Annotated in this window: 17 protein-coding genes; 7 read left to right on the forward strand and 10 right to left on the reverse strand. The window is 53.5% G+C overall.

The window, feature by feature from the left end:
* The first annotated feature begins 37 nt into the window (after positions 1–37).
* Positions 38–238 carry a heavy-metal-associated domain-containing protein gene (locus OC605_RS08170; RefSeq protein ID WP_083293928.1) on the forward strand — a complete coding sequence of 67 codons (201 nt, stop codon included), beginning with the start codon at positions 38–40 and terminating at the stop codon, positions 236–238.
* A 110-nt stretch (positions 239–348) separates the two neighbouring features.
* Here OC605_RS08170 and flgB read toward each other — a convergent pair whose 3' ends face one another.
* On the reverse strand, positions 349–762 hold the full coding sequence (gene flgB, locus OC605_RS08175; RefSeq protein ID WP_108184654.1) for a flagellar basal body rod protein FlgB: 414 nt from the start codon (positions 760–762) through the stop codon (positions 349–351).
* Positions 763–1,143: 381 nt separating this feature from the next.
* On the opposite strand from flgB, the gene OC605_RS08180 reads away from it, so the two are divergent.
* From OC605_RS08180 to OC605_RS08205, 6 genes are all read left to right on the forward strand, one after another.
* Positions 1,144–1,350 (forward strand): co-regulatory protein PtrA N-terminal domain-containing protein, encoded by a 207-nt coding sequence (locus OC605_RS08180; protein ID WP_070411944.1) that lies wholly within the window; start codon positions 1,144–1,146, stop codon positions 1,348–1,350.
* Positions 1,351–1,527: 177 nt separating this feature from the next.
* A complete protein-coding gene (locus tag OC605_RS08185; RefSeq protein WP_262136651.1) occupies positions 1,528–3,489 on the forward strand; it encodes a copper resistance system multicopper oxidase in 1,962 nt (653 codons plus the stop codon).
* A gap of 12 nt (positions 3,490–3,501) precedes the next feature.
* Positions 3,502–3,750: a hypothetical protein gene (locus tag OC605_RS08190; protein ID WP_146225319.1), complete on the forward strand. Its 249-nt coding sequence runs from the start codon at positions 3,502–3,504 to the stop codon at positions 3,748–3,750.
* Entirely contained in the window at positions 3,722–4,696 is a 975-nt protein-coding gene (locus tag OC605_RS08195; RefSeq protein WP_181077572.1) for a copper resistance protein B, read from the forward strand. Before OC605_RS08190 ends, OC605_RS08195 begins: the two co-directional genes overlap by 29 nt.
* A 9-nt stretch (positions 4,697–4,705) precedes the next feature.
* Positions 4,706–5,509: a c-type cytochrome gene (locus tag OC605_RS08200; RefSeq protein WP_108184496.1), complete on the forward strand. Its 804-nt coding sequence runs from the start codon at positions 4,706–4,708 to the stop codon at positions 5,507–5,509.
* Positions 5,499–5,966, forward strand: a complete 468-nt coding sequence (locus tag OC605_RS08205) for a DUF411 domain-containing protein (protein WP_070411948.1) — start codon at positions 5,499–5,501, stop codon at positions 5,964–5,966. The genes OC605_RS08200 and OC605_RS08205 overlap by 11 nt, the downstream gene beginning before the upstream one ends.
* Positions 5,967–6,271: 305 nt before the next feature.
* On the opposite strand, the gene OC605_RS08210 is transcribed toward OC605_RS08205, so the two are convergent.
* The 9 genes from OC605_RS08210 to glmU all read right to left on the reverse strand — a co-directional run bounded on the left by OC605_RS08210 (position 6,272) and on the right by glmU (position 19,434).
* Positions 6,272–6,604, reverse strand: coding sequence for a DUF2790 domain-containing protein (locus OC605_RS08210; protein WP_039593249.1), 333 nt, complete (start codon positions 6,602–6,604; stop codon positions 6,272–6,274).
* 217 nt (positions 6,605–6,821) lie between these two features.
* Positions 6,822–8,423, reverse strand: coding sequence for a TniQ family protein (locus tag OC605_RS08215; RefSeq protein WP_262136653.1), 1,602 nt, complete (start codon positions 8,421–8,423; stop codon positions 6,822–6,824).
* Between the two features lie 382 nt (positions 8,424–8,805).
* Positions 8,806–10,473, reverse strand: coding sequence for a TnsD family Tn7-like transposition protein (locus OC605_RS08220; protein ID WP_108184498.1), 1,668 nt, complete (start codon positions 10,471–10,473; stop codon positions 8,806–8,808).
* A gap of 16 nt (positions 10,474–10,489) precedes the next feature.
* Entirely contained in the window at positions 10,490–11,950 is a 1,461-nt protein-coding gene (locus OC605_RS08225) for an ATP-binding protein (RefSeq protein WP_095160024.1), read from the reverse strand.
* The gene (locus OC605_RS08230) at positions 11,947–14,115 is read right to left on the reverse strand and encodes a Mu transposase C-terminal domain-containing protein (protein WP_108184499.1); all 2,169 of its coding nucleotides are present in this window, start codon (positions 14,113–14,115) and stop codon (positions 11,947–11,949) included. The genes OC605_RS08225 and OC605_RS08230 overlap by 4 nt, the downstream gene beginning before the upstream one ends.
* On the reverse strand, positions 14,112–14,966 hold the full coding sequence (locus OC605_RS08235) for a TnsA endonuclease N-terminal domain-containing protein (protein ID WP_024014928.1): 855 nt from the start codon (positions 14,964–14,966) through the stop codon (positions 14,112–14,114). The genes OC605_RS08230 and OC605_RS08235 overlap by 4 nt, the downstream gene beginning before the upstream one ends.
* Before the next feature lie 282 nt (positions 14,967–15,248).
* Positions 15,249–17,081 (reverse strand): glutamine--fructose-6-phosphate transaminase (isomerizing), encoded by a 1,833-nt coding sequence (gene glmS, locus OC605_RS08240; RefSeq protein ID WP_262136654.1) that lies wholly within the window; start codon positions 17,079–17,081, stop codon positions 15,249–15,251.
* A gap of 2 nt (positions 17,082–17,083) precedes the next feature.
* Positions 17,084–17,860 (reverse strand): DeoR/GlpR family DNA-binding transcription regulator, encoded by a 777-nt coding sequence (locus OC605_RS08245; protein WP_041476528.1) that lies wholly within the window; start codon positions 17,858–17,860, stop codon positions 17,084–17,086.
* 206 nt (positions 17,861–18,066) lie between these two features.
* Entirely contained in the window at positions 18,067–19,434 is a 1,368-nt protein-coding gene (gene glmU, locus OC605_RS08250) for a bifunctional UDP-N-acetylglucosamine diphosphorylase/glucosamine-1-phosphate N-acetyltransferase GlmU (protein WP_262136655.1), read from the reverse strand.
* Between the last annotated feature and the right edge of the window lie 100 nt (positions 19,435–19,534).

Genomic DNA, 19,534 nt, shown 5'->3' on the forward strand with positions numbered 1-19,534 from the left:
CGGGGAAAAGACACCGCTCAGCACGAGGGTAATTTACATGGTCGTCTTAGATGTATCAGGCATTGGTTGCGGCAGCTGCGTCGGCAAAATCACAAGAGCGATCCAGGCACTGGACGGCAACTCTACGGTCTCAGTCGATCGATCAACCGGTAAGGTGAGTGTTGAAAGTAGCGAAAACGCGGAACAGCTTCGTAAAGCTGTGGAGGCGGTTGGCTTTCCTTCCAAGATCAGCCATTGAACGGAGACTCCTGCTCCTGAGTAGAGCGCCGTCTGGAGGAGAATACCTCTGAATCTAGGAGTACTTAAGCTGCTGTGTCGGTCCAAATGGGCTCGCATGCGCCTGCGCTGCTAGTCACCGCGCAGAGCTTTGAGCAAACCCTTGAATGCTCCATTCAACCGAGTAAAAGCCGCGTTGAAACGTATTGCGTTTTCTGTGTATTTGGCGACCTCGACCTGCTGATCGACAGTATTTTGGTCCAAGGCAGGCTGAGCCGGCGTGCTGTAAAACAAGTCGCGCCCGTATATAGCCACCGCCGATTCTTTCTTAAGAAAATGCTTTGCGTTTGTTGTTTTCAAAGAAAACGCAGTGGTAGCAGGTTCTTTGGTTTGGCTGGCGAGCACAGTAGAAAAATCCAAGTCTTGGGCTTTGAAGTTCGGAGTGTCAGCGTTCGCGATATTGTTACTCAAGATCTCAGCTCTTTGGCCACGATAAACTAATGCTCTTTCTGCGGAGCCTAATGCTTTCTCAAAATTAATACTCACAATTAATCACCCTCGGTGGCATTACTATCTTCTTTGATCATTGAACTCAGCTGTTGCAGCAGCGCATTCAAGTCTCCTATTAATTTTAATGGAGAGACCTAGAACATCGCCTCCGTGAGAATTAATGGAACCCAAAGCAATGATTACACTTCAATCTTATATTCAATAAAAGTCGCGCAATGCGAAAAGATGGAGACCATACGTATTAAATAGCGTGTACTTCAAGAAAAATATCCAAAACTGACACAACTGTAATATTGGCCTAAGCTTCCTGACAGGGGGTGTCTCTTATAGTCCAACTGAGTCTTTTGCTCACCCCCAAAGAGTCCAATCCATGATGTGATTCAGAGGGGATATTTTCACACATCTGAGGTAGCCCATATGAACACCATCAAAACCTTGTTCGTCGCCGCAGCGCTGACTGTTTCCACTCTGGCCATGGCTGAAGGCGGTGGTGACCGGACTTTCGCACGTATGGAAGTGGCCAGGACGAATTCGATGGAATCGTACCAGGTAGCTCAAACGCAGAGCGCTCAACCGCCTGTCGCTGAAAGCAAAGCCAAAGCGATGGACCATAAAAACTGCTGAACGATCAGGCACGCGGCCAAGCTGACAGAAATGTAATCACGAAGGTGGTTTAGATGTGGCAATTTCTGAGCTCGCTTGCAATGAAAAATTCGTCTTTTTTTCGGTAAGCGAAGCTCATCTTGCCAACTCACGGGTTGATTTGAACGGCTCCCTTTTGACTGATTGGAAATAAACGGCATGCATTCCAAAACCTCTAGACGGACATTCGTTAAAGGCCTGGCCGCCGGCGGCATCCTTGGCGGCCTTGGTCTGTGGCGCACTCCTGTATGGGCAGTGACCAGTCCAGGTCTGCCGAGCGTCCTCACCGGCAACGAATTTGATCTGTTTATTGGTGAAACGCCGGTAAACATCACTGGCTCGCCGCGCACAGCCATGACCATCAATGGCTCGTTGCCGGGGCCTTTGCTGCGTTGGCGCGAAGGAGAGACGGTCACTCTGCGCGTGAAAAACCGTCTGGAGCAAGACACCTCCATTCACTGGCACGGCATCATTTTGCCTGCCAACATGGATGGGGTACCGGGTTTGAGTTTCCACGGCATCGCGCCGGACGGCATGTACGAGTACAAGTTCAACGTGCATCAAAACGGCACGTACTGGTACCACAGCCACTCCGGGTTACAAGAGCAGGCAGGCGTTTACGGGCCAATCGTAATCGATTCGAAAGAGCCTGAGCCGTTTCAATACGATCGCGACTATGTGGTGATGCTGACTGATTGGACCGATGAGGATCCTGGTCGCGTCATGGCCAAACTCAAGAAACAATCGGACTACTACAACCACCACAAACGTACCGTGGGCGACTTCATCGACGACGTCAGCAAGCAAGGTTGGTCTGCTGCCGTCGCCGACCGAAAGATGTGGGCAGAAATGAAAATGAACCCCACTGACCTCGCAGACGTCAGTGGAGATACTTACACCTACCTCATGAATGGCCAGGCGCCCAACGGTAACTGGACCGGTATTTTCAAACCGGGTGAGAAGCTGCGCCTTCGTTTTATTAACGGCTCGGCGATGAGCTATTTCGACGTTCGAATTCCTGGCTTGAAAATGACCGTTGTGGCCGCCGATGGCCAACACGTCAAACCGGTCAGCGTCGACGAATTCCGCATCGCCGTAGCTGAAACGTATGACGTGATAGTTGACCCCGCCAGTGAAGAGGCTTACACCATCTTCGCCCAGTCTATGGACAGAACCGGGTATGCACGCGGAACCCTCGCAGTTCGCGAAGGATTAAAGGCACAAGTGCCTGCGATCGACCCTAGGCCTCTTTTGTCCATGGATGACATGGGAATGGGCGGTATGGCTGGTATGGACCATGGCAGCATGGCTGGTATGGGCAGCGGCGACATGTCCGGCATGGCTGGCATGGATCACAGCAAGATGGCGGGCATGGACCAAAGTGACATGACCGGGATGACCGGCATGGACGGCGGTGATATGACTAGCATGGCTGGTATGGATCACAGCAAGATGGCTGGTATGGACAAAGGCGACATGGCCAACATGGCTGGCATGGACCATAGCAAGATGGCGGGCATGGACAAAGGCGATATGTCCAACATGGCCGGCATGGACCACAGCAAGATGGCTGGCATGGGCGGTATGGGTGGAGAAATGCAGACTCACCCAGCCTCCGAAACCAACAACCCCTTGGTTGATATGCAAGCCATGACCCCGACGCCAAAGCTAAACGATCCAGGCATCGGTTTGCGGAACAATGGTCGTCGAGTCCTCACCTATTCAGACCTGAAAAGCACTTTCCAGGACCCTGATGGCCGCGAGCCCAATCGCACCATTGAGCTGCATCTGACCGGTCACATGGAAAAGTTTTCCTGGTCCTTCAACGGCATCAAATTTTCTGACGCTGAGCCCCTTCGTCTCAAGTATGGGGAGCGTCTTCGCATCACCTTGGTAAACGACACCATGATGACGCACCCCATTCACCTTCACGGAATGTGGAGCGACCTTGAAGATGAAAACGGCAAGTTCATGGTACGCAAGCACACAATCGACATGCCACCAGGTACCAAGCGCAGCTATCGAGTCACCGCCGATGCTTTAGGGCGCTGGGCCTATCACTGTCACCTGCTTTTCCATATGGAAATGGGCATGTTCCGTGAAGTACGGGTTGATGAGTAAAGGAGACGATCTGTGAGCACACACCTAAATCATAAATCGCTGGTCGGTTGCCTCTTTGCCTTTGGCCTGATGGGTGGATTCTCCTCCGTAGCATTGGCAGTCGAAGAAAGTGGTGATCATTCACCTGTTACTTCTGCAAATGCGACGAACAAGACTGCGACCACGTCAACCGAGGCAACGTCGAATCACGGGACGATGCCTCATACCAAGATGCGCCATGAGTCGATGGATCATGACCAAGAAAACAAAAAGGCGGATTGAGATCATGACCAGGAATTTTTTACGCCCAACGTTGATGGCATTGGCAGTTTCTACGAGTCCTGTGTTCTTTGCCGTGGCTCACGCCGCTGAAGAGATGGATCACTCCAAGATGAACCATGGCTCCGTGGGAGCGATGGACCATAGCAACATGGGGGCTATGGACCACAGCAAGATGAAAATGGATGACGGGCAAATGACCGGAATGGAAAGTATGGGTGGAGGGACTACGACCACCAGTCGAACCCCTGTCCCCGTACTTACCGACGCTGACCGTGCAGCCGCCTTTCCAGACGTCGCTGGTCATGGTGTTCACGACAAAGAAATCAACTCTTTCATGCTGCTGGATAAGTTTGAGTACCAGGATGCAGACAACGGTAGTGCGCTGGCCTGGGATGCGAAAGGATGGATCGGCGGTGACATTGATCGACTGTGGTTGCGCTCGGAAGGCGAACGTACCAATGGCGTGACGGAAAGCGCTGAATTATCCGCGCTCTGGGGGCACTCTATTGGACCGTGGTGGGACGTCGTCACCGGTGTACGACAGGATTTCAAACCAGGGTCCCCTCAAACCTGGGCCGCACTTGGCATTCAGGGCATGGCCCTCTATAACTTCGAGGCCGAAGCGACTGCCTACATCGGTGAGAACGGTCAATCGGCTGCTCGGCTGGAAGGCGATTACGACATTCTGCTGACGAATCGATTGATTTTGCAGCCGACGGCCGAGGTCAATTTTTACGGAAAGAATGACCCTCAGCGCGGCATCGGGTCCGGATTAGCCAACACCGAAGTGGGGCTCCGATTGCGTTATGAGATTGTCCGCCAATTTGCCCCTTATATCGGGGTGAGTTGGAGCCGTTCCTATGGCAATACGGCAGACTTTGCACGTGAGGAAGGTGAAGACGCCAGCGAGGCACGCTTTGTCGCCGGTATTCGGATGTGGTTCTGAGAACCGAGTATGAAAACAACGCTGAAGGCACTGATTGCTGCTGGTCTGGCCACCGTATCATCGGCTGCCGGCGTGGTGTATTTCGGCGTGATCAATGTCGGGGCGGATGATCCGCACTCCGCCCCCGTCTACGCAATACTTTCTATTGCTCGGGATCGCTCGATCGAAGTGCGCTCGCGCAACATTCAGGTCCCCGACCTGAGCCAAGAAGCCCTCATCCGTGAAGGTGCTGGCAACTACAACTCGATGTGTGTCGGTTGCCATTTGGCTCCGGGGCTTGCAGGCACCGAACTGAGTAACAGCCTTTACCCCGCACCTCCGAACCTTTCGAAGCTGGGCGTCGATGGGCACCCAGCCGCAGCTTTTTGGATCATCAAGCACGGCATCAAATCCACCGGCATGCCCGCGTGGGGCAAAAGCATGGCCGATCCCTACATATGGGGGATGGTCGCATTTCTCCAGCAACTTCCGTCACTGGATGCAGAGCAATACAAGGCTCTGATCACGAGTAGCGGTGGCCATCAACACGGTGGTGGCGAAAGCGTGATGCACAACCATGAGGGTCAGCATGGAACGACCCAGGGGCAAAGTGGCGCAGGTGCTGCCAACCAAAGGGCGGAAGTCCGCGCTCATGATGACGAGAAAAACACGGCACATGCCCATGGCCCCTCCGCAGCGCCGTCTGCAAATGAGCCTGCTGACCACGCCGATCATAAGGTTAGGGAAGCTTCAGATGATGCGGCCCCGACTCCAACCGTACAGCCCAAATCACATACACATACTGATGGGAAGGAACATACCCATGCGAAATAAATCTCTTCGTCGCAGACGGGCACTTCGTCTCGCTGCTCTCGTGGCTCTGTTCATCAGTTCAGCCAGTCACGCAGCAGAGCCATTGACGATCGATGTACATCGCGACGCTAATTGCGGGTGCTGCAAGAAATGGATCCAGCACCTTGAAGCTAGCGGCTTTACCGTCGTTGATCACGTGGAAACCAACATGAGCGCGATCAAGCGCGGTCTCGGGATTTCTCCTGAGCTCTCGTCTTGTCACACAGCAACCATCAACGGAAAGTTTGTTGAAGGTCACGTGCCCGCCGAGCAAATCATTGCGATGAGCAAACGTGATGACCTGCTCGGGATTGCCGTTCCAGGCATGCCGGCCGGCTCCCCAGGAATGGAAGTGGACGGGAAACATGACGCGTATAAGGTAATCGGCTTGTCAAAGGCAGGCACAGACCACGTCGTTGCTGAGTACCCCGAAAATTGATCTTCTAATCTTGCTCCTGCATGGTGAGGGTCATGGCCGTGCAGAGGAAATAGCTCATTTCGAACGTAAAAAAGGCGCCACTAGGGCGCCTAAACCACCTCCCAAACCAAAGGAAAAACAAGGAGGCGGGATGTATCAGGTGGTCGAGCAATTGTTTACTGTACGTTAGAAACACTTCAACTGACGGACATGATTTCATAAAATGGATAACTTCAGCCTTTCCTGAAAATTACTTCTACGTCAGCGAGCAGTAAGCTAGTTTCGGACAAAGGAGAATTATGCAGTTCTTAAATAATTTTCATTGTCTAGCTTCCATGGGGGCAGTTGTCGGCCATGACCTTATATTCCACGGTGTTAAGCTTGCCCGTAGAGTCTTCATAGGTCATGCGCGAAGGAGCAACCCCACAGGTTTTATTGGCTTGCGTGACACTGACGACCTTCTGGATATCGAGGTTCATACCATATTCATAATGAACAACTTCAGGAGGAGTCTTGCCGTTCCTTGAGGCATATTGTTCCATTGCTTGTTGGTTCTCTTGCATCATTCGACCATACACGCGGTCACCGCCTCCTTCCGCCATGGCTAATGAAGATAAGGTCAAAATCGAAGCGGCGCAAAACGCTTTCACTGCTGTCATTGCTGTCATGATTTTCTCCTAAAGCTCAATTTACTGAGTTAAAGAGTAACAAGTGAAAGCTTTCAGAAAGCTGCCGCGAAGGTTACTAATGTGAAAGGTGGACGCTACCCCGCATTTACGCTTTCAAGCCAGATGGGATTTTTGTTAACACCAAAGGTTGGCAGACGCTGACGGAACAAAGATGCCCTCAAAAGCTTATTTGAACCGGTGGTCCCTCTCAATTCCTCGATACGCCGGTAGACCTGAGCAGGGCCTCCGCGTCGACCCCGGTTCTTGCCAGGCTTTCCAGATCCCACTCAAAGAAACTGGAGAAAACCAGGAAAACCTTGCTTGATACCGCTGAGGTCAATCTTACCGTCGAGTAATTCACGGGGAGCTTCATCCTGATGAGTTCAGAGACAGTCCACACCAAAGTTCTTAGACGGAAATGCCATACTGACTCCTGATGAATCTTGATCTGTTGATAAGTCAGAGGGAACCTCTGCTTGCGTAGATACAGCTCATGAGGTAATGAACCTGGGAGCAGCGATTGCAAATTCCGAATGTTCACTCTCTTCGGATCTTTCGTAACTTTATACAGCTCATCTACGCCCGCTTCGATAAGGGCTGCATAGGCGTCGTCTCTTGAATCGACGGACTTTTCGACCTTAACTGTAGCTTTTTTAGGGGCATGGAGTTTTGCCATTAACCATGCGTTATCATTTTCTAGAATCCATTGCGTAGGTTTGTACGCCTTCTTCCAGAGGTACTCGATATTGGCATCGGTACGCAGCGCTAAAAGCAACTCGATTTTTTGGCGATATCTAGTTTTTTGGCTAAGACGCGATTCTTCGACTTTGGGCGCTCGCGGAGAAACAGCGGCACTCAGCAGGATTGACTCATTCTTCAGAGCCTCTTCAAAGCCATCTGCACTGGAAAACAAATGTAGAGCAATGATCAAATGCCGCGCGAGCGGCATATTTAGCTGACCTTTATCTGATTTGAGCCGGATCCATTGCTCATGCTTTCCGTTGTTGTAGGCTGGATCAATCTGCGCCAAAAGTTCATCGCCGTAAGCGCTTTGGATGCTGTCGAATAGTTTCGCAATACCCGCATTTTTTCCGAAAATGAATCCGCGCTTCTTGCATTGGCGGACGTAGCACGAACTCAATACCGTACTGCCTATCGGAGGAATATTGCGTTGCAAGATATCGTGTGCGAACAGAGCGACTTTCTGTTCCATCTTTGAACCCTTGTGTATTGCTGCGCTGTTTAACGGGCTCCAGCCGCATGCGCATGGCTCAGTCAGATTGGGAAGCAGCTTCAATTTACGGTAGAACGGGCGAGAGCACTCGGGGCAGGCATGGATCAATGCGTCGCCATGACGCCAACAGACGGCAACACCGGGTATCTGGTGAGATCGATGCCAGTAGGCAGAACCCCGCTCAATCAAATCTTCCTGAACGCAGGTTGGACAAAGCTTAGCCTTGCCATGGGAGGACTCTTCTCTGCGGGGCACCCGTACCACCCCGTCATAACCCAGCGGTCCTTCGTTGTTCTCCGGCCCCTGCTTAACCCCAAGAAACGGCCGGTAAGCAGGAAAAGTAGTATTGCTACTGATCAGCTCTGCGAGATTGCTCTCCGATTGCCCCGGCAGCCTGTGCGCGAGCCTCTCGATCTGCTTGGGTACGATGCCACCAATGCAAAAGGGTGTCGATGCGAACAAATCGCGGTAGGTTTCTGTCGCGGTTCTATTGCCTGACAGATAGTGATAGCGGGTGACACGAGAGTGCAGCATTTCATCCGGCATCGACACGGGAAAAAATAATAGATCAGACATCATTTACCAATTAAAGGTAGGGGTCGAAGAGAACGTGCATCCGGGGGCAGTATATATGCAACCCGTAAAATTCTGTATCCGGTCTGGATTTGGAAATGACACAGCCGCTCAACTTTGAATCGTAGTAAATTCATCTGAACCCCGCCGCGCCCGTACTCCTTGAAATACAGAACACGTATCGATAACCCGTGTAGGTCAGCCCATGGCGATTGCAAAACTATTTCGGGTGATCGCGGGTTAGTACGTTTTAGATGATGATTGTGATCATCCAGCGTATGCCGACGCTATTCTGGTGGGTGCAAATTTTCATTAACAGAGAAACAATATGTTCACGGTGAATTGATTTAGAACTTTTTTTAGATGGAGGGAATGCCCGGCTGGATTACAGCGGGGGCCGAATGCTCGCGACCCTGTAGAGCGAAGAACGTGATATAGGCTTGCCCTCCGAGAACAATTGGCGTCTAGCCCATCGCAGACGCCTATCGTGAAAGCCTTCGATTGGTTCACATACTTTTTCGAGCATTGCTGCACAGAGAGGAAGCTTGCAGAGCTGCTTTTCGAAGCGAGAAAGAACATGAAGCTCCCGACCAATCCTGGTACGCGAAATGCGGACAGGCTTGCCCGCGAGAGCATAAAGCGTGTCGGCACACTGACGGACTTCGCCGGCCAGTCTCGCATCGAGGGCAGCGAACATTTCGGTGCTATTTAGACGAGGCGTACGATGTGGGCTTGGGTTTGCAGTTGACTCCGAAAGCCACTGTCTATCGTGACGATACAGCCATGCATACCCCCTGCATGCATGTGCTTTGTAAAATCGATAATCAGCCTCGAAAGCCGCGCGTCTTGCGCATAGCTCAATGTGAAATCGTGCCTCCCTCCAAGCATCTTGCCCGCCGGGTACATTTCGGATGTGACGATAGACATACGCTGATGAAACGCCTAGAACGGCAGCGATCTTTTTGGCATCAGCTCCTTCAAGAGCATGTTCCCACACAGCGGCTGACGAACAGTCCAGGCCTTCACCAGGCATCACCGGAGAAAGGCGCGCGTGAAGCCGAATGTGAGCTTTCGGATCACATGCCACCGCCTGTTTCACAGGGCATTGACCATGCAGCAAGCTCACCATTTCAACGCCCAGAGCACCGGCCAATAAGATGTATTTGAGCGGATGGTGAGAGGTTATAGGCGTACGAAGCAGCTTCGTGACCCATGAGGCGGGTGTACCTGCACGAACATCTCCGAGTATAGAAAATTCCCATTCTCGCGGGAGTGCGGCAAAAAAATCGGCCATGTGCTGCGCCAGCATGTGCAGGTGCAAGCGATGGTTATCAGAAGCAAGGTTGAGCTGCGTTGCCCTGTGTAAAAGCGTGAAGCGCACCGCCTCCGCCGACAAAGCAGTGACTTCAGACTCGAGGACCTGAAGTGAGCGCAACGCTATTTCGTGAAGCGGTGGCATGCACCGCAACGGGGTGTCGAGAAGTACTGTGTGTGCTTGCACATTCTCATCACTGGGCAGATTGAGTTGTCGAGAGCTGCGGCTGGACCAGCGAGGATCAAGGATCCTGAGTGACGTACCGTGATGCGGACATACCAGCACGCCTGGAAGCATGTGGACCCTGTGCCAGTAAGCGACTCCCCGTTGAGCCTGATCTTGGGCGATACATTCTGGGCATAACCGCACTCGGGAGGCGAATCCAATACGGCTCGCGTTGACGCCCAGCTTTAACATCAAGCCTTTACCATCAGCGGTCATCAGCGTCCGAGCGTGTTCAACCTGGCTCACCCTCAAAAACGGCGCGTAATAGGGTAGTAATGTGTGGCGCATCAGGACCTCGGCTACCGATAGCTCGGTACCGCTGGGTAGCGCGTCGACAAAATCCCCTAAGTGACTCGGGAATGCCACATTTTGCGAAAAAGCTGCCGCCGATTTCAGTCCGGCAAATGCTGCTTGGCAATTACGAACACCGCAAAGACGGGCATAACGAGAAATCACGCTGTGCAGCGTCTCGTCGGGAAACGCGGCGGGGAAGAAATGGAGTTTAAGCTGCACTTCACCCCCCTCCTACTCACGCTTTGTGATACATCGGTGAGAACTCAAACAGGTCCTCGTTGAGCCAGCCCGCAGCGCGCAGAGCGTCGAGGGGAGCGTCATGTTCGCTAAGCGCTTTAGCCTCTGAGTTTTCCACAGCAGTAGCAATCGGCGATGGGTGATCTTTCGCAAGAATGGTTGGAGATGGGTCTGCCGGTTTCTCACGGGATACAACGCTTCGAAGCAAGGTGAGGCGATCCTCTCGTGCCAATCCATCGAAGACCATCATTTCGCTCAGTTGATCCTCAATCGGCAGCAAATCGTCAAACTGTCGCATCCGCTTCGGATCACGGCTACGCAGGGCTGAAAGGGCTGGCTTTAGAATCTGCATTTTTGAGTTGCTTACCTTCACCATGACCTCGGCAGTCAAACACTCCGAGCCACTCTGGACCGCATAACGCTGACTCAATACCAGCAGCTTGACCAGGAAATCTGTCACGCCTTGAGTGTGTTCATACAGCGTGTCAAAAATCTCGTCGGTCAGCTCGGCAGTCTGCTTGCACCACTGATAGCTCCAGAGATTTTCGACCAACAACCGCCACTCCTCATCATCCTTTTCGAATCGTTTGAATTCGAGCGTACCGGCACCACAAACTCGGCGGGCAGTCCGCATGGCTTCTGAGAACAGGCTAATTGTCGAGTTCGTGCCACTGAAAACCACCGGGATACCGATGTTGTTTACCAAGTGCAGGAAAAAATTCAGCATGCTCTCTTTACCACCGGTTTTCGCCAGGTGGAGGTTTTGCAGCTCGTCGATCAACAAGGCGCCGATGAAAAACGTGCTGGCCACCTGCTCCATCTGTTGCAGCGCATCATTGATGTTTCGATGCCTGTAGCGCTTGTGGTAGTCCTTATCTCCTAGAGCGTCACCAACCGCATAAAAAAACTGCTGGCAAAATCCAGCCAGCGATCCATCCCGAGGGCAGTCAAGCTTCAGCCATGTGATTTGGGTATGAACAAACTGCTTTCCCTCATAGCGCTCATGACGGATTGTCTGTGGATAAAGGCTCAAGATGGCGTGGAGCGCCGTCGACTTGCCAATGCCGCTCAGGCCGACGACGGTAAACGTTTCTGCAGTGGACTTGAACGCATCGTGGTAACGCTGAGCTCCCGATAAAGAATGCAAATGCCGGACGGTAGCGGGCGACATAGGGTTACGCCCGACATACCCTCGACGGATGAGCAGTGAGAACAGGGCCTCCAGTTCCAGATGTAGCAAGAACGGCTGTACGACGGTTCTCAGCCTGTCGATACAGTGAATTCGAGTGGCTCCTTCGAGCGTCAGCTCTTTCGGATCCACCGGCTGAGGAAAGTTCGAGATCAGTTCAACAGCCGCCGCCTCCGACAATATCGGAGGCAAAGCTTCGATCAGCGGGTTACCCGCGTACTCACTAATGTCCTGTCTGACGTAATTGGCAAACGTCTGTGCACCTTTCATTTTGCCTGTCCTGGCCGAATTCTTTTGAGCAAATCGATAACCTGCGCGGTGCGCTCGCCGGCATATGAATCATGCGCTTTCGGTGTCGTTTCAGATTGAAGTGAAGCTGGCTCCACCCTCACGCCTTCAGGAACAACCGCATTTTCACGCTCACGGAGACGTTCTTCTGCGCGGTTCTCGCGGATGTGTCCAGTGGCCTCTGCCTTGGTAGGCGGAGCAGGTTCCTGTTTTCGTTCTGCGAGCGCATGACTGATGATCTGGTGGACCTGATCGCTAAGCTGCACACGGCTTTCCAGCTCAGCTCGCCGGCGCGTAGGCGGTTTTTGGCGATAGGCTTCGAGCAGATCAAAAATCTCGTCCGAGCGGTAATTCGCGTAACCGGCATCCGATCGTCGAAGATCACAACGGATAAACTGCTTGGCCTCTCCTTGAATCCAAATGTGTGCCGCCGAGTTCGGATCGAACCAACACTCTATTGACCAAACGCCCCCTTTGCGAGCCTTGGCAAACCAATCTTTCTCTATGGCCATATCACACACGTAGTGCATGCCGCGAAACATCACTCCGCCCTTTTGAACGGTCGCGCGCTCACGCGGTAAAAGGTGGAGATAAACCAGCTCGTCGGGACGTTTGTTGGATTCGATCAGGTCGTTGTCGCAGGCCCAATTCCATATACCGTTGGGGGTAGGTTCTACGCCGTCATTCATCATCGCTTGAGTCAGTCGGTCAGGCTGTCGATGGTGTCGGTTATAGTGGAGCACGCAATTAATGAGGATTTGGGTGAACTCTTTGAGGTTCAGCGTGGCATCGAGCCGGTAATCTCGCTCGCCGCGCTCTTTGTCCCTCGCAGCTACCCCGCCAGGTAGCCATCTGATACCCGTCAAATCATTCAAAATGCCAAACCGACTTTCTACCATAGGCTTCCAATCAGGCCGATAAGGTGGAGCAGTGCCCATCTCAATTCCCAATCCTGAGGATAACCCCTCTGCTGCGAGTGACAGCATCTCTCCCCGGTCGGCGTAAATCTGGTGGGGCAGGTGGTGACAATTCCAATCATCTGCATTGATTTCAACGCCGTTCTGAGCGCAGAACTCGACTTTGGAGGTAAACGCGTTGAACAGCGCTTGTCTCGCCCCATTCCAACTAGGGCCCTCCAATCCTACATAGAGACCAGCAATTATTCCGGAGAAACTATCCACTACGATATAAACGACGGGCCGACCAATGAGCATCCGTCTAGAGTAGCTGTTGACCAAATAAATATCGGCAATCGTTGCGTCGATTTCGAACTGATGACAGGGTCCACGCAGCCAATCTCGAACGGTACCTGAAAGCGGACGGCAATCCTTTAACCACCTCCTCAACCCTTTACGGCCACGCTCGGTTTCAATCTCGTCGAAAAAAATCTGCCCCCAATATTGGAACTGCCTCAAGCTGGGGAGTTCTGAACCAGGCAACAAACGAAGCGCTTCTTCACTGTTTTTAGAGATGTCTCGAACAGAGTAGAATCGTCTCAACATTTCGTCATATGCGCTCGAAATGGAAGATTTCTTATCTCTTACATAAAGAGCATATCCAACACGGATGCATCGTTTATCAACTGCACTGAGCATCTTTGAAGGCGAAGTAAGAACGCCTTGAAATTTAGGCTTTCGCCCTGGTGGCCTGCTCGGATCATATTTTCTATCGGCAACACCTACTGCCGTATAATTGTTAAGCAATGAGTTGCGAACTTGACCATATAACCAATAGCGGTAAAGAAGCCGATAGATCGTTTTCCGCTGAATTCCGAGTTCTGACGCCCGTTTGCTAACAAGTCGGCCTAACTCACCTCGTACAAATATTTGTCCTGGGTATTCAGGATCTAGCAGAGGGGCGATGACGGCCCACTTTTCGTCCCGGCCTTGCTTGGCTCTCTCATCCAACTGTTCCTCAAGCACAAGCATGAACTCGGGCGTGGCAATGGCTGCTGATTTGGTGTGACCAGACGCTAACGATCGACGCAGCTCCTCCAGTCCAACAGCGTATGGCTGCCGGGGTGGGTCAGCTAGATCCATCAAAACTGCTAAGTCATGCGTTTCATCCTGGTAAAGGAGCCTGGCTATCGTAGCGATGACCGACAGATCGGTTACAGGCTCGAAAACGTCATTAACGAGAACAGTCATGACATTTTCTCCTTCAACGATACTTGGACAGGGCTCGGTGAAACTTCGAAGCCAGGAACTAGACCAGTAAGGTGGAGAGGAGTGTTAACCAAATCGATTTTCAGTATCTTGTTCCAAACCAGATGAAAGAAAATTGCTTGAGCGTCTATATAGGAAATGGACAGAAGTGATGCTATTTTTCTTAGACAGGTGGCCAAGGTCCACGAATATTCCCGGCTGTTTACAAGGCACTCGATAAAATTCGAATGCAACGGCGCTTTCATTAAATCACGAGAGAGCTTCGAGTACCTCCTGATTAGTCCAAGATTTTTAATCAAATCTCGTGTAAAAAACTCGTCTGTTACGATTTTCCAATCAACACCTTGGCTTTCCCAAAAACGCTTTTCAATTTCAAGTTTTTCAAGCGTTCTTTTACTTCCGTTGCCAATTAAATCGGAACGATACTTCACCGTCCTAGCTACCGATTTGAAGTTTCCGCTCGGGTCCTTAACAGTTAACAGGAAGTCTGTTGTCATCACATAAGGCAGTGTTGTTCTAGGGTATCTTGGATAGCGTACATCGATCGCCGACGCTATCGCTTGCGCACGCTCTGTGGGTAGTAAAGGGTATTGCTCCCGGATATCCACGACGTCTTCAGAAAATTCACACACAAGGAAGTAGGAACGCTCGAGATCTGACAGGAGGTGATGAATCCTCTCGATCTTCACACCTTGAATCTTGTGCGAACGACCTATCGACGGGACATCTTGTACCCGCAGCCAAGGCACGTAGCTTGCCCCGGCGCCTTCGCCAAATCCATTTGCAATGTGCCGTTCAATGTCCTGCTGTGATGCAAATTTACGACCTCGCAACCCACGCCTCCTCAGTCGATGCGGACCGCTTCACCTCGCGTCGAGAAAAAGTCGTAGAAGGACACGACCGCCAAAGCGGCCGCATTCAAAACATTTTCCAGACTACACCCGCTGAAAGTTGAAGCGATGATTCCAGACCAAAGGGAAAGCCTGGAAAGGAAAACCCCCGTAGATACGGGGGTTTGAGCCTTGTGTCAATCTATGTTCATGCGTGTCAAACTTTATTGTTTTGTGTCAATCTTTATTGTTGAAAACCAGGAGCGTAGATCAACGGTGGATAACTTATTCCACGGTGACCGATTTCGCCAGGTTGCGCGGCTGATCAACGTCGGTGCCTTTGAGCACAGCGACGTAATACGACAACAGTTGCAGCGGGATCGTATAAAGGATTGGCGAGAGAATGTCGTGGATGTGTGGCATCTGCACCACGTGAGTGCCTTCGCCGTTGGTCATCGCCGCCTTAACGTCTGCAAACACAATCAACTCGCCGCCACGAGCGCGGACTTCCTGCAGGTTGGATTTGAGCTTTTCCAGCAGTTCGTTGTTCGGCGCGACAGTGACCACCGGCATGTCGTTATCCACAAGTGCCAGCGGGCCGTGCTTGAGCTCGCCGGCGGGGTAGGCCTCGGCGTGGATGTAGGAGATTTCCTTGAGTTTCAAGGCACCTTCCATCGCGACCGGGAATTGCGCACCACGGCCGAGGAACAGGGTGTGGTTTTTCTCGGCGAACAGCTCGGCGATTTTTTCCACGGTGCTGTCCATCGCCAGCGCTTCGCCGAGACGGGTCGGCAGGCGACGCAGTTCTTCGACGAGTGTGGCTTCGACGCCGTTAGCCAGAGTGCCGCGCACCTGACCCAGCGACAGGGTCAGCAGCAACAGGCCGACCAGTTGTGTGGTAAAGGCTTTGGTCGAGGCCACACCGATTTCGCGACCGGCCTGGGTCAACAGGGTCAGATCGGATTCGCGCACCAGCGAGCTGATGCCGACGTTGCAGATCGCCAGGCTGGCGAGGAAGCCCAGCTCCTTGGCATTGCGCAGCGCCGCGAGGGTGTCCGCGGTTTCGCCAGACTGCGAGATGGTCACGAACAGCGTGTCCGGCTGCACCACCACTTTGCGATAACGGAATTCGCTGGCGACTTCGACCTGACACGGAATACCGGCCAGTTCTTCGAGCCAGTAACGCGCGACCATGCCGGCGTGATAACTGGTGCCGCAGGCGACAATCTGCACATTGCGCACTTTGGCAAACAGCTCGGCAGCTTGTGGACCGAAGGCCTCAACCAGCACCTGATTGTTGCCCAGGCGACCTTCGAGGGTGCGTTGTACCACCGCCGGTTGTTCGTGGATTTCCTTGAGCATGTAGTGGCGGAACTCGCCCTTGTCGGCGGCTTCGGCACCGTCGGTGTACTGCACGGTCTGGCGCTCGACAGCGTTGCCGTTTACGTCCCAGATCTGCACGCTGTCGCGACGGATTTCAGCGATATCGCCTTCTTCCAGGTACATGAAGCGATCAGTGACCTGACGCAAAGCGAGTTGGTCGGAAGCGAGGAAGTTCTCGCCCAGGCCCAGGCCGATCACCAATGGACTGCCACTGCGCGCGGCGACCAGACGATCCGGTTGCTGTGCGTTGATCACTGCCAGACCGTAGGCGCCATGCAGTTCCTTGACGGTCGCTTTGAGCGCGGCAGTCAGGTCCGGTTGTTCCTTAAGCTTGTGGGTCAGCAGGTGCGCGATGACTTCGGTGTCGGTGTCCGAGCTGAACGCATAGCCCAGCGCTTTCAGCTGTTCGCGCAGGGCTTCGTGGTTCTCGATGATGCCGTTGTGCACCACCGCAATGTCACCGGAAAAATGCGGGTGGGCATTGCGCTCGCACGGCGCGCCATGGGTAGCCCAACGGGTGTGGGCGATACCGAGACGGCCGGCCAGCGGCTGTTCGGCCAGTGCCGTTTCCAGTTCGCTGACCTTGCCCGGACGACGCATGCGTTCCAGGGTCTGGTCGTTGGTATAAATCGCCACACCGGCGCTGTCATAGCCGCGGTATTCGAGGCGCTTCAGGCCTTCGAGAAGGATGGCGGTGATATTACGTTCAGCTACAGCGCCGACAATGCCACACATGGTTATTTCTCCTGACTGACAGCCGCACAGATCAAAGTGATCCCGCGGGCCTGAAGCTGATCGCGTGCCTCGACGGGCAGGCGATCATCGGTAATGAGGGTATGGATGCTGCTCCAGGGCAGCTCCAGGTTGGGAATCTTGCGACCGATCTTGTCGGCCTCGACCATAACGATGACTTCTCGTGCAACGTCGGCCATCACCCGGCTGAGGCCGAGCAGTTCATTGAAGGTGGTGGTGCCGCGCACCAGGTCGATGCCGTCGGCGCCGATGAACAGTTGGTCGAAGTCGTAAGAGCGTAGTACTTGCTCGGCGACCTGGCCCTGAAAGGATTCCGAGTGCGGATCCCAAGTACCGCCGGTCATCAGCAGCACTGGCTCGTGTTCCAGTTCGCTCAAGGCATTGGCAACGTGCAAGGAATTGGTCATCACCACCAGGCCCGGTTGCTGGCCCAGTTCGGGAATCATCGCGGCGGTGGTGCTGCCGCTGTCGATGATGATGCGCGCGTGCTCGCGGATGCGTTTGACCGCCGCGCGGGCGATCGCCTGCTTGTACTTGGAAATACTCTGCGCTGTTTCCGCGACCAGCTCTTGCGGCATGGTGATCGCACCGCCGTAACGACGCAGCAACAGACCATGGGTTTCCAGCGCGGCGAGATCCTTGCGAATCGTAACTTCGGAAGTTTCAAAGCGCTTGGCCAGCTCATCGACACTGACTTCGCCCTGCTCGTTGAGCAAGGCGAGGATGTTATGACGACGCTGGGGTGTATTGCGCTTGGACATGGCGGCTTAAGTTTCGATTCGAAAGATAACGTAAGCAATGAAACTCTATCGAAAGGTTGCCGTCAAGACGCGGGGAGAAAAATTCAGAAAGATTGAAATGACTGTGGGAACGAGCCCGCTCGCAAAAGGAAGTCTCAGCCACTGAAGACGTGACTGACAAACCGCATTCGCGAACAGGCTCGCTCCCACAGGAGGTTGTGGATAAATCAGGATTTTTTGATTTTTTCCGGCCGCTTCCAGCCGTCAATGTTCTTCTGACGAGCTCGGCCAACTGCCAGCTGAGCGTTATCCACATTTTGCGTGATGGTCGAGCCGGCCGCAGTCGTCGCACCGTTGGAGATATCCACAGGCGCGACTAGCGAGTTGTTGGAACCGATGAACACATCAGCGCCCAATACGGTTTTCCATTTGTTGGCGCCATCGTAGTTACAGGTGATGGTGCCGGCGCCGATGTTGGTGCGTGCGCCGATTTCGGCATCGCCCAGATAGGTCAGGTGGCCAGCCTTGGCACCCTCGCCCATATGGGCGTTTTTGAGCTCGACGAAGTTACCCACATGAGCGCGCGCTTCGAGCACAGTGCCCGGGCGCAAACGCGCGAAGGGACCGGCGTCGCTGCCTTCACCGAGAATGGCGCCTTCGATATGACTGTTGGCCTTGATCACCACGCCTTTGCCCAGGGTGCTGTTCTTGATCACGCAGTTCGGACCGATCTCTACGTCGTCTTCAATGATGACCTTGCCTTCGAGGATCACGTTGATATCGATCAGCACATCGCGGCCGACGCTGACTTCGCCGCGTACGTCGAAGCGGGCCGGGTCACGCAGAGTCACGCCCTCAGCCATCAAGCGGCGGCCGGCGCGCAACTGGTAATGACGCTCCAGTTCAGAGAGCTGCTTGCGATCGTTGGCGCCCTGCACTTCCATCGGGTCGTGCGGTTGTTCGGTAGCCACGATCAAACCATCGCTGACCGCCATTTCGATTACGTCGGTGAGGTAGTACTCGCCCTGCGCATTGTTGTTCGACAGGCGACTCATCCAGTCAGCCAGGCGATCGGCCGGCACAGCGAGGATGCCGGTGTTGCCCTCAGTGATCGCACGTTGCGCTTCGCTGGCGTCTTTGTGCTCGACGATAGCCGCGACCTTGCCGTCAGCATCACGCACGATGCGGCCGTAACCGGTCGGGTCGTCCAGCTCAACAGTGAGCAAACCCATCTGGCCCGGCACGACATGCTTGAGCAGACGTTGCAGGGTTTCGACTTCAATCAGCGGCACATCGCCGTAAAGAATCAGCACAGTGTCGGCATCAATGAACGGCACCGCCTGGGCGGTGGCATGGCCAGTGCCCAGCTGCTTGTCCTGCAACACGAAATTCAGGTCATCAGCTGCCAGACGCTCACGCACCACATCGGCACCGTGACCGATCACCACGTGAATGCGCTGTGGATCAAGTTGCCGAGCGCTGTGGATAACATGGCCGAGCATGGAGTTGCCGGCAATCGGGTGCAGCACCTTGGGCAGCGCCGAGCGCATACGAGTGCCTTGACCGGCCGCGAGGATAACGATTTCGAGAGACATGACTGGCTACCAATCCTGGGTGGTCAGCAACTGCGACCGGTTTGTGGGAATTCGGAAAAGAAAAAAGGGTAGCCGAGGCTACCCTTTTTTATCAATCGCA

The organism is Pseudomonas sp. Marseille-Q5117, from assembly GCF_946901175.1.
Lineage (GTDB): Bacteria > Pseudomonadota > Gammaproteobacteria > Pseudomonadales > Pseudomonadaceae > Aquipseudomonas > Aquipseudomonas iranensis.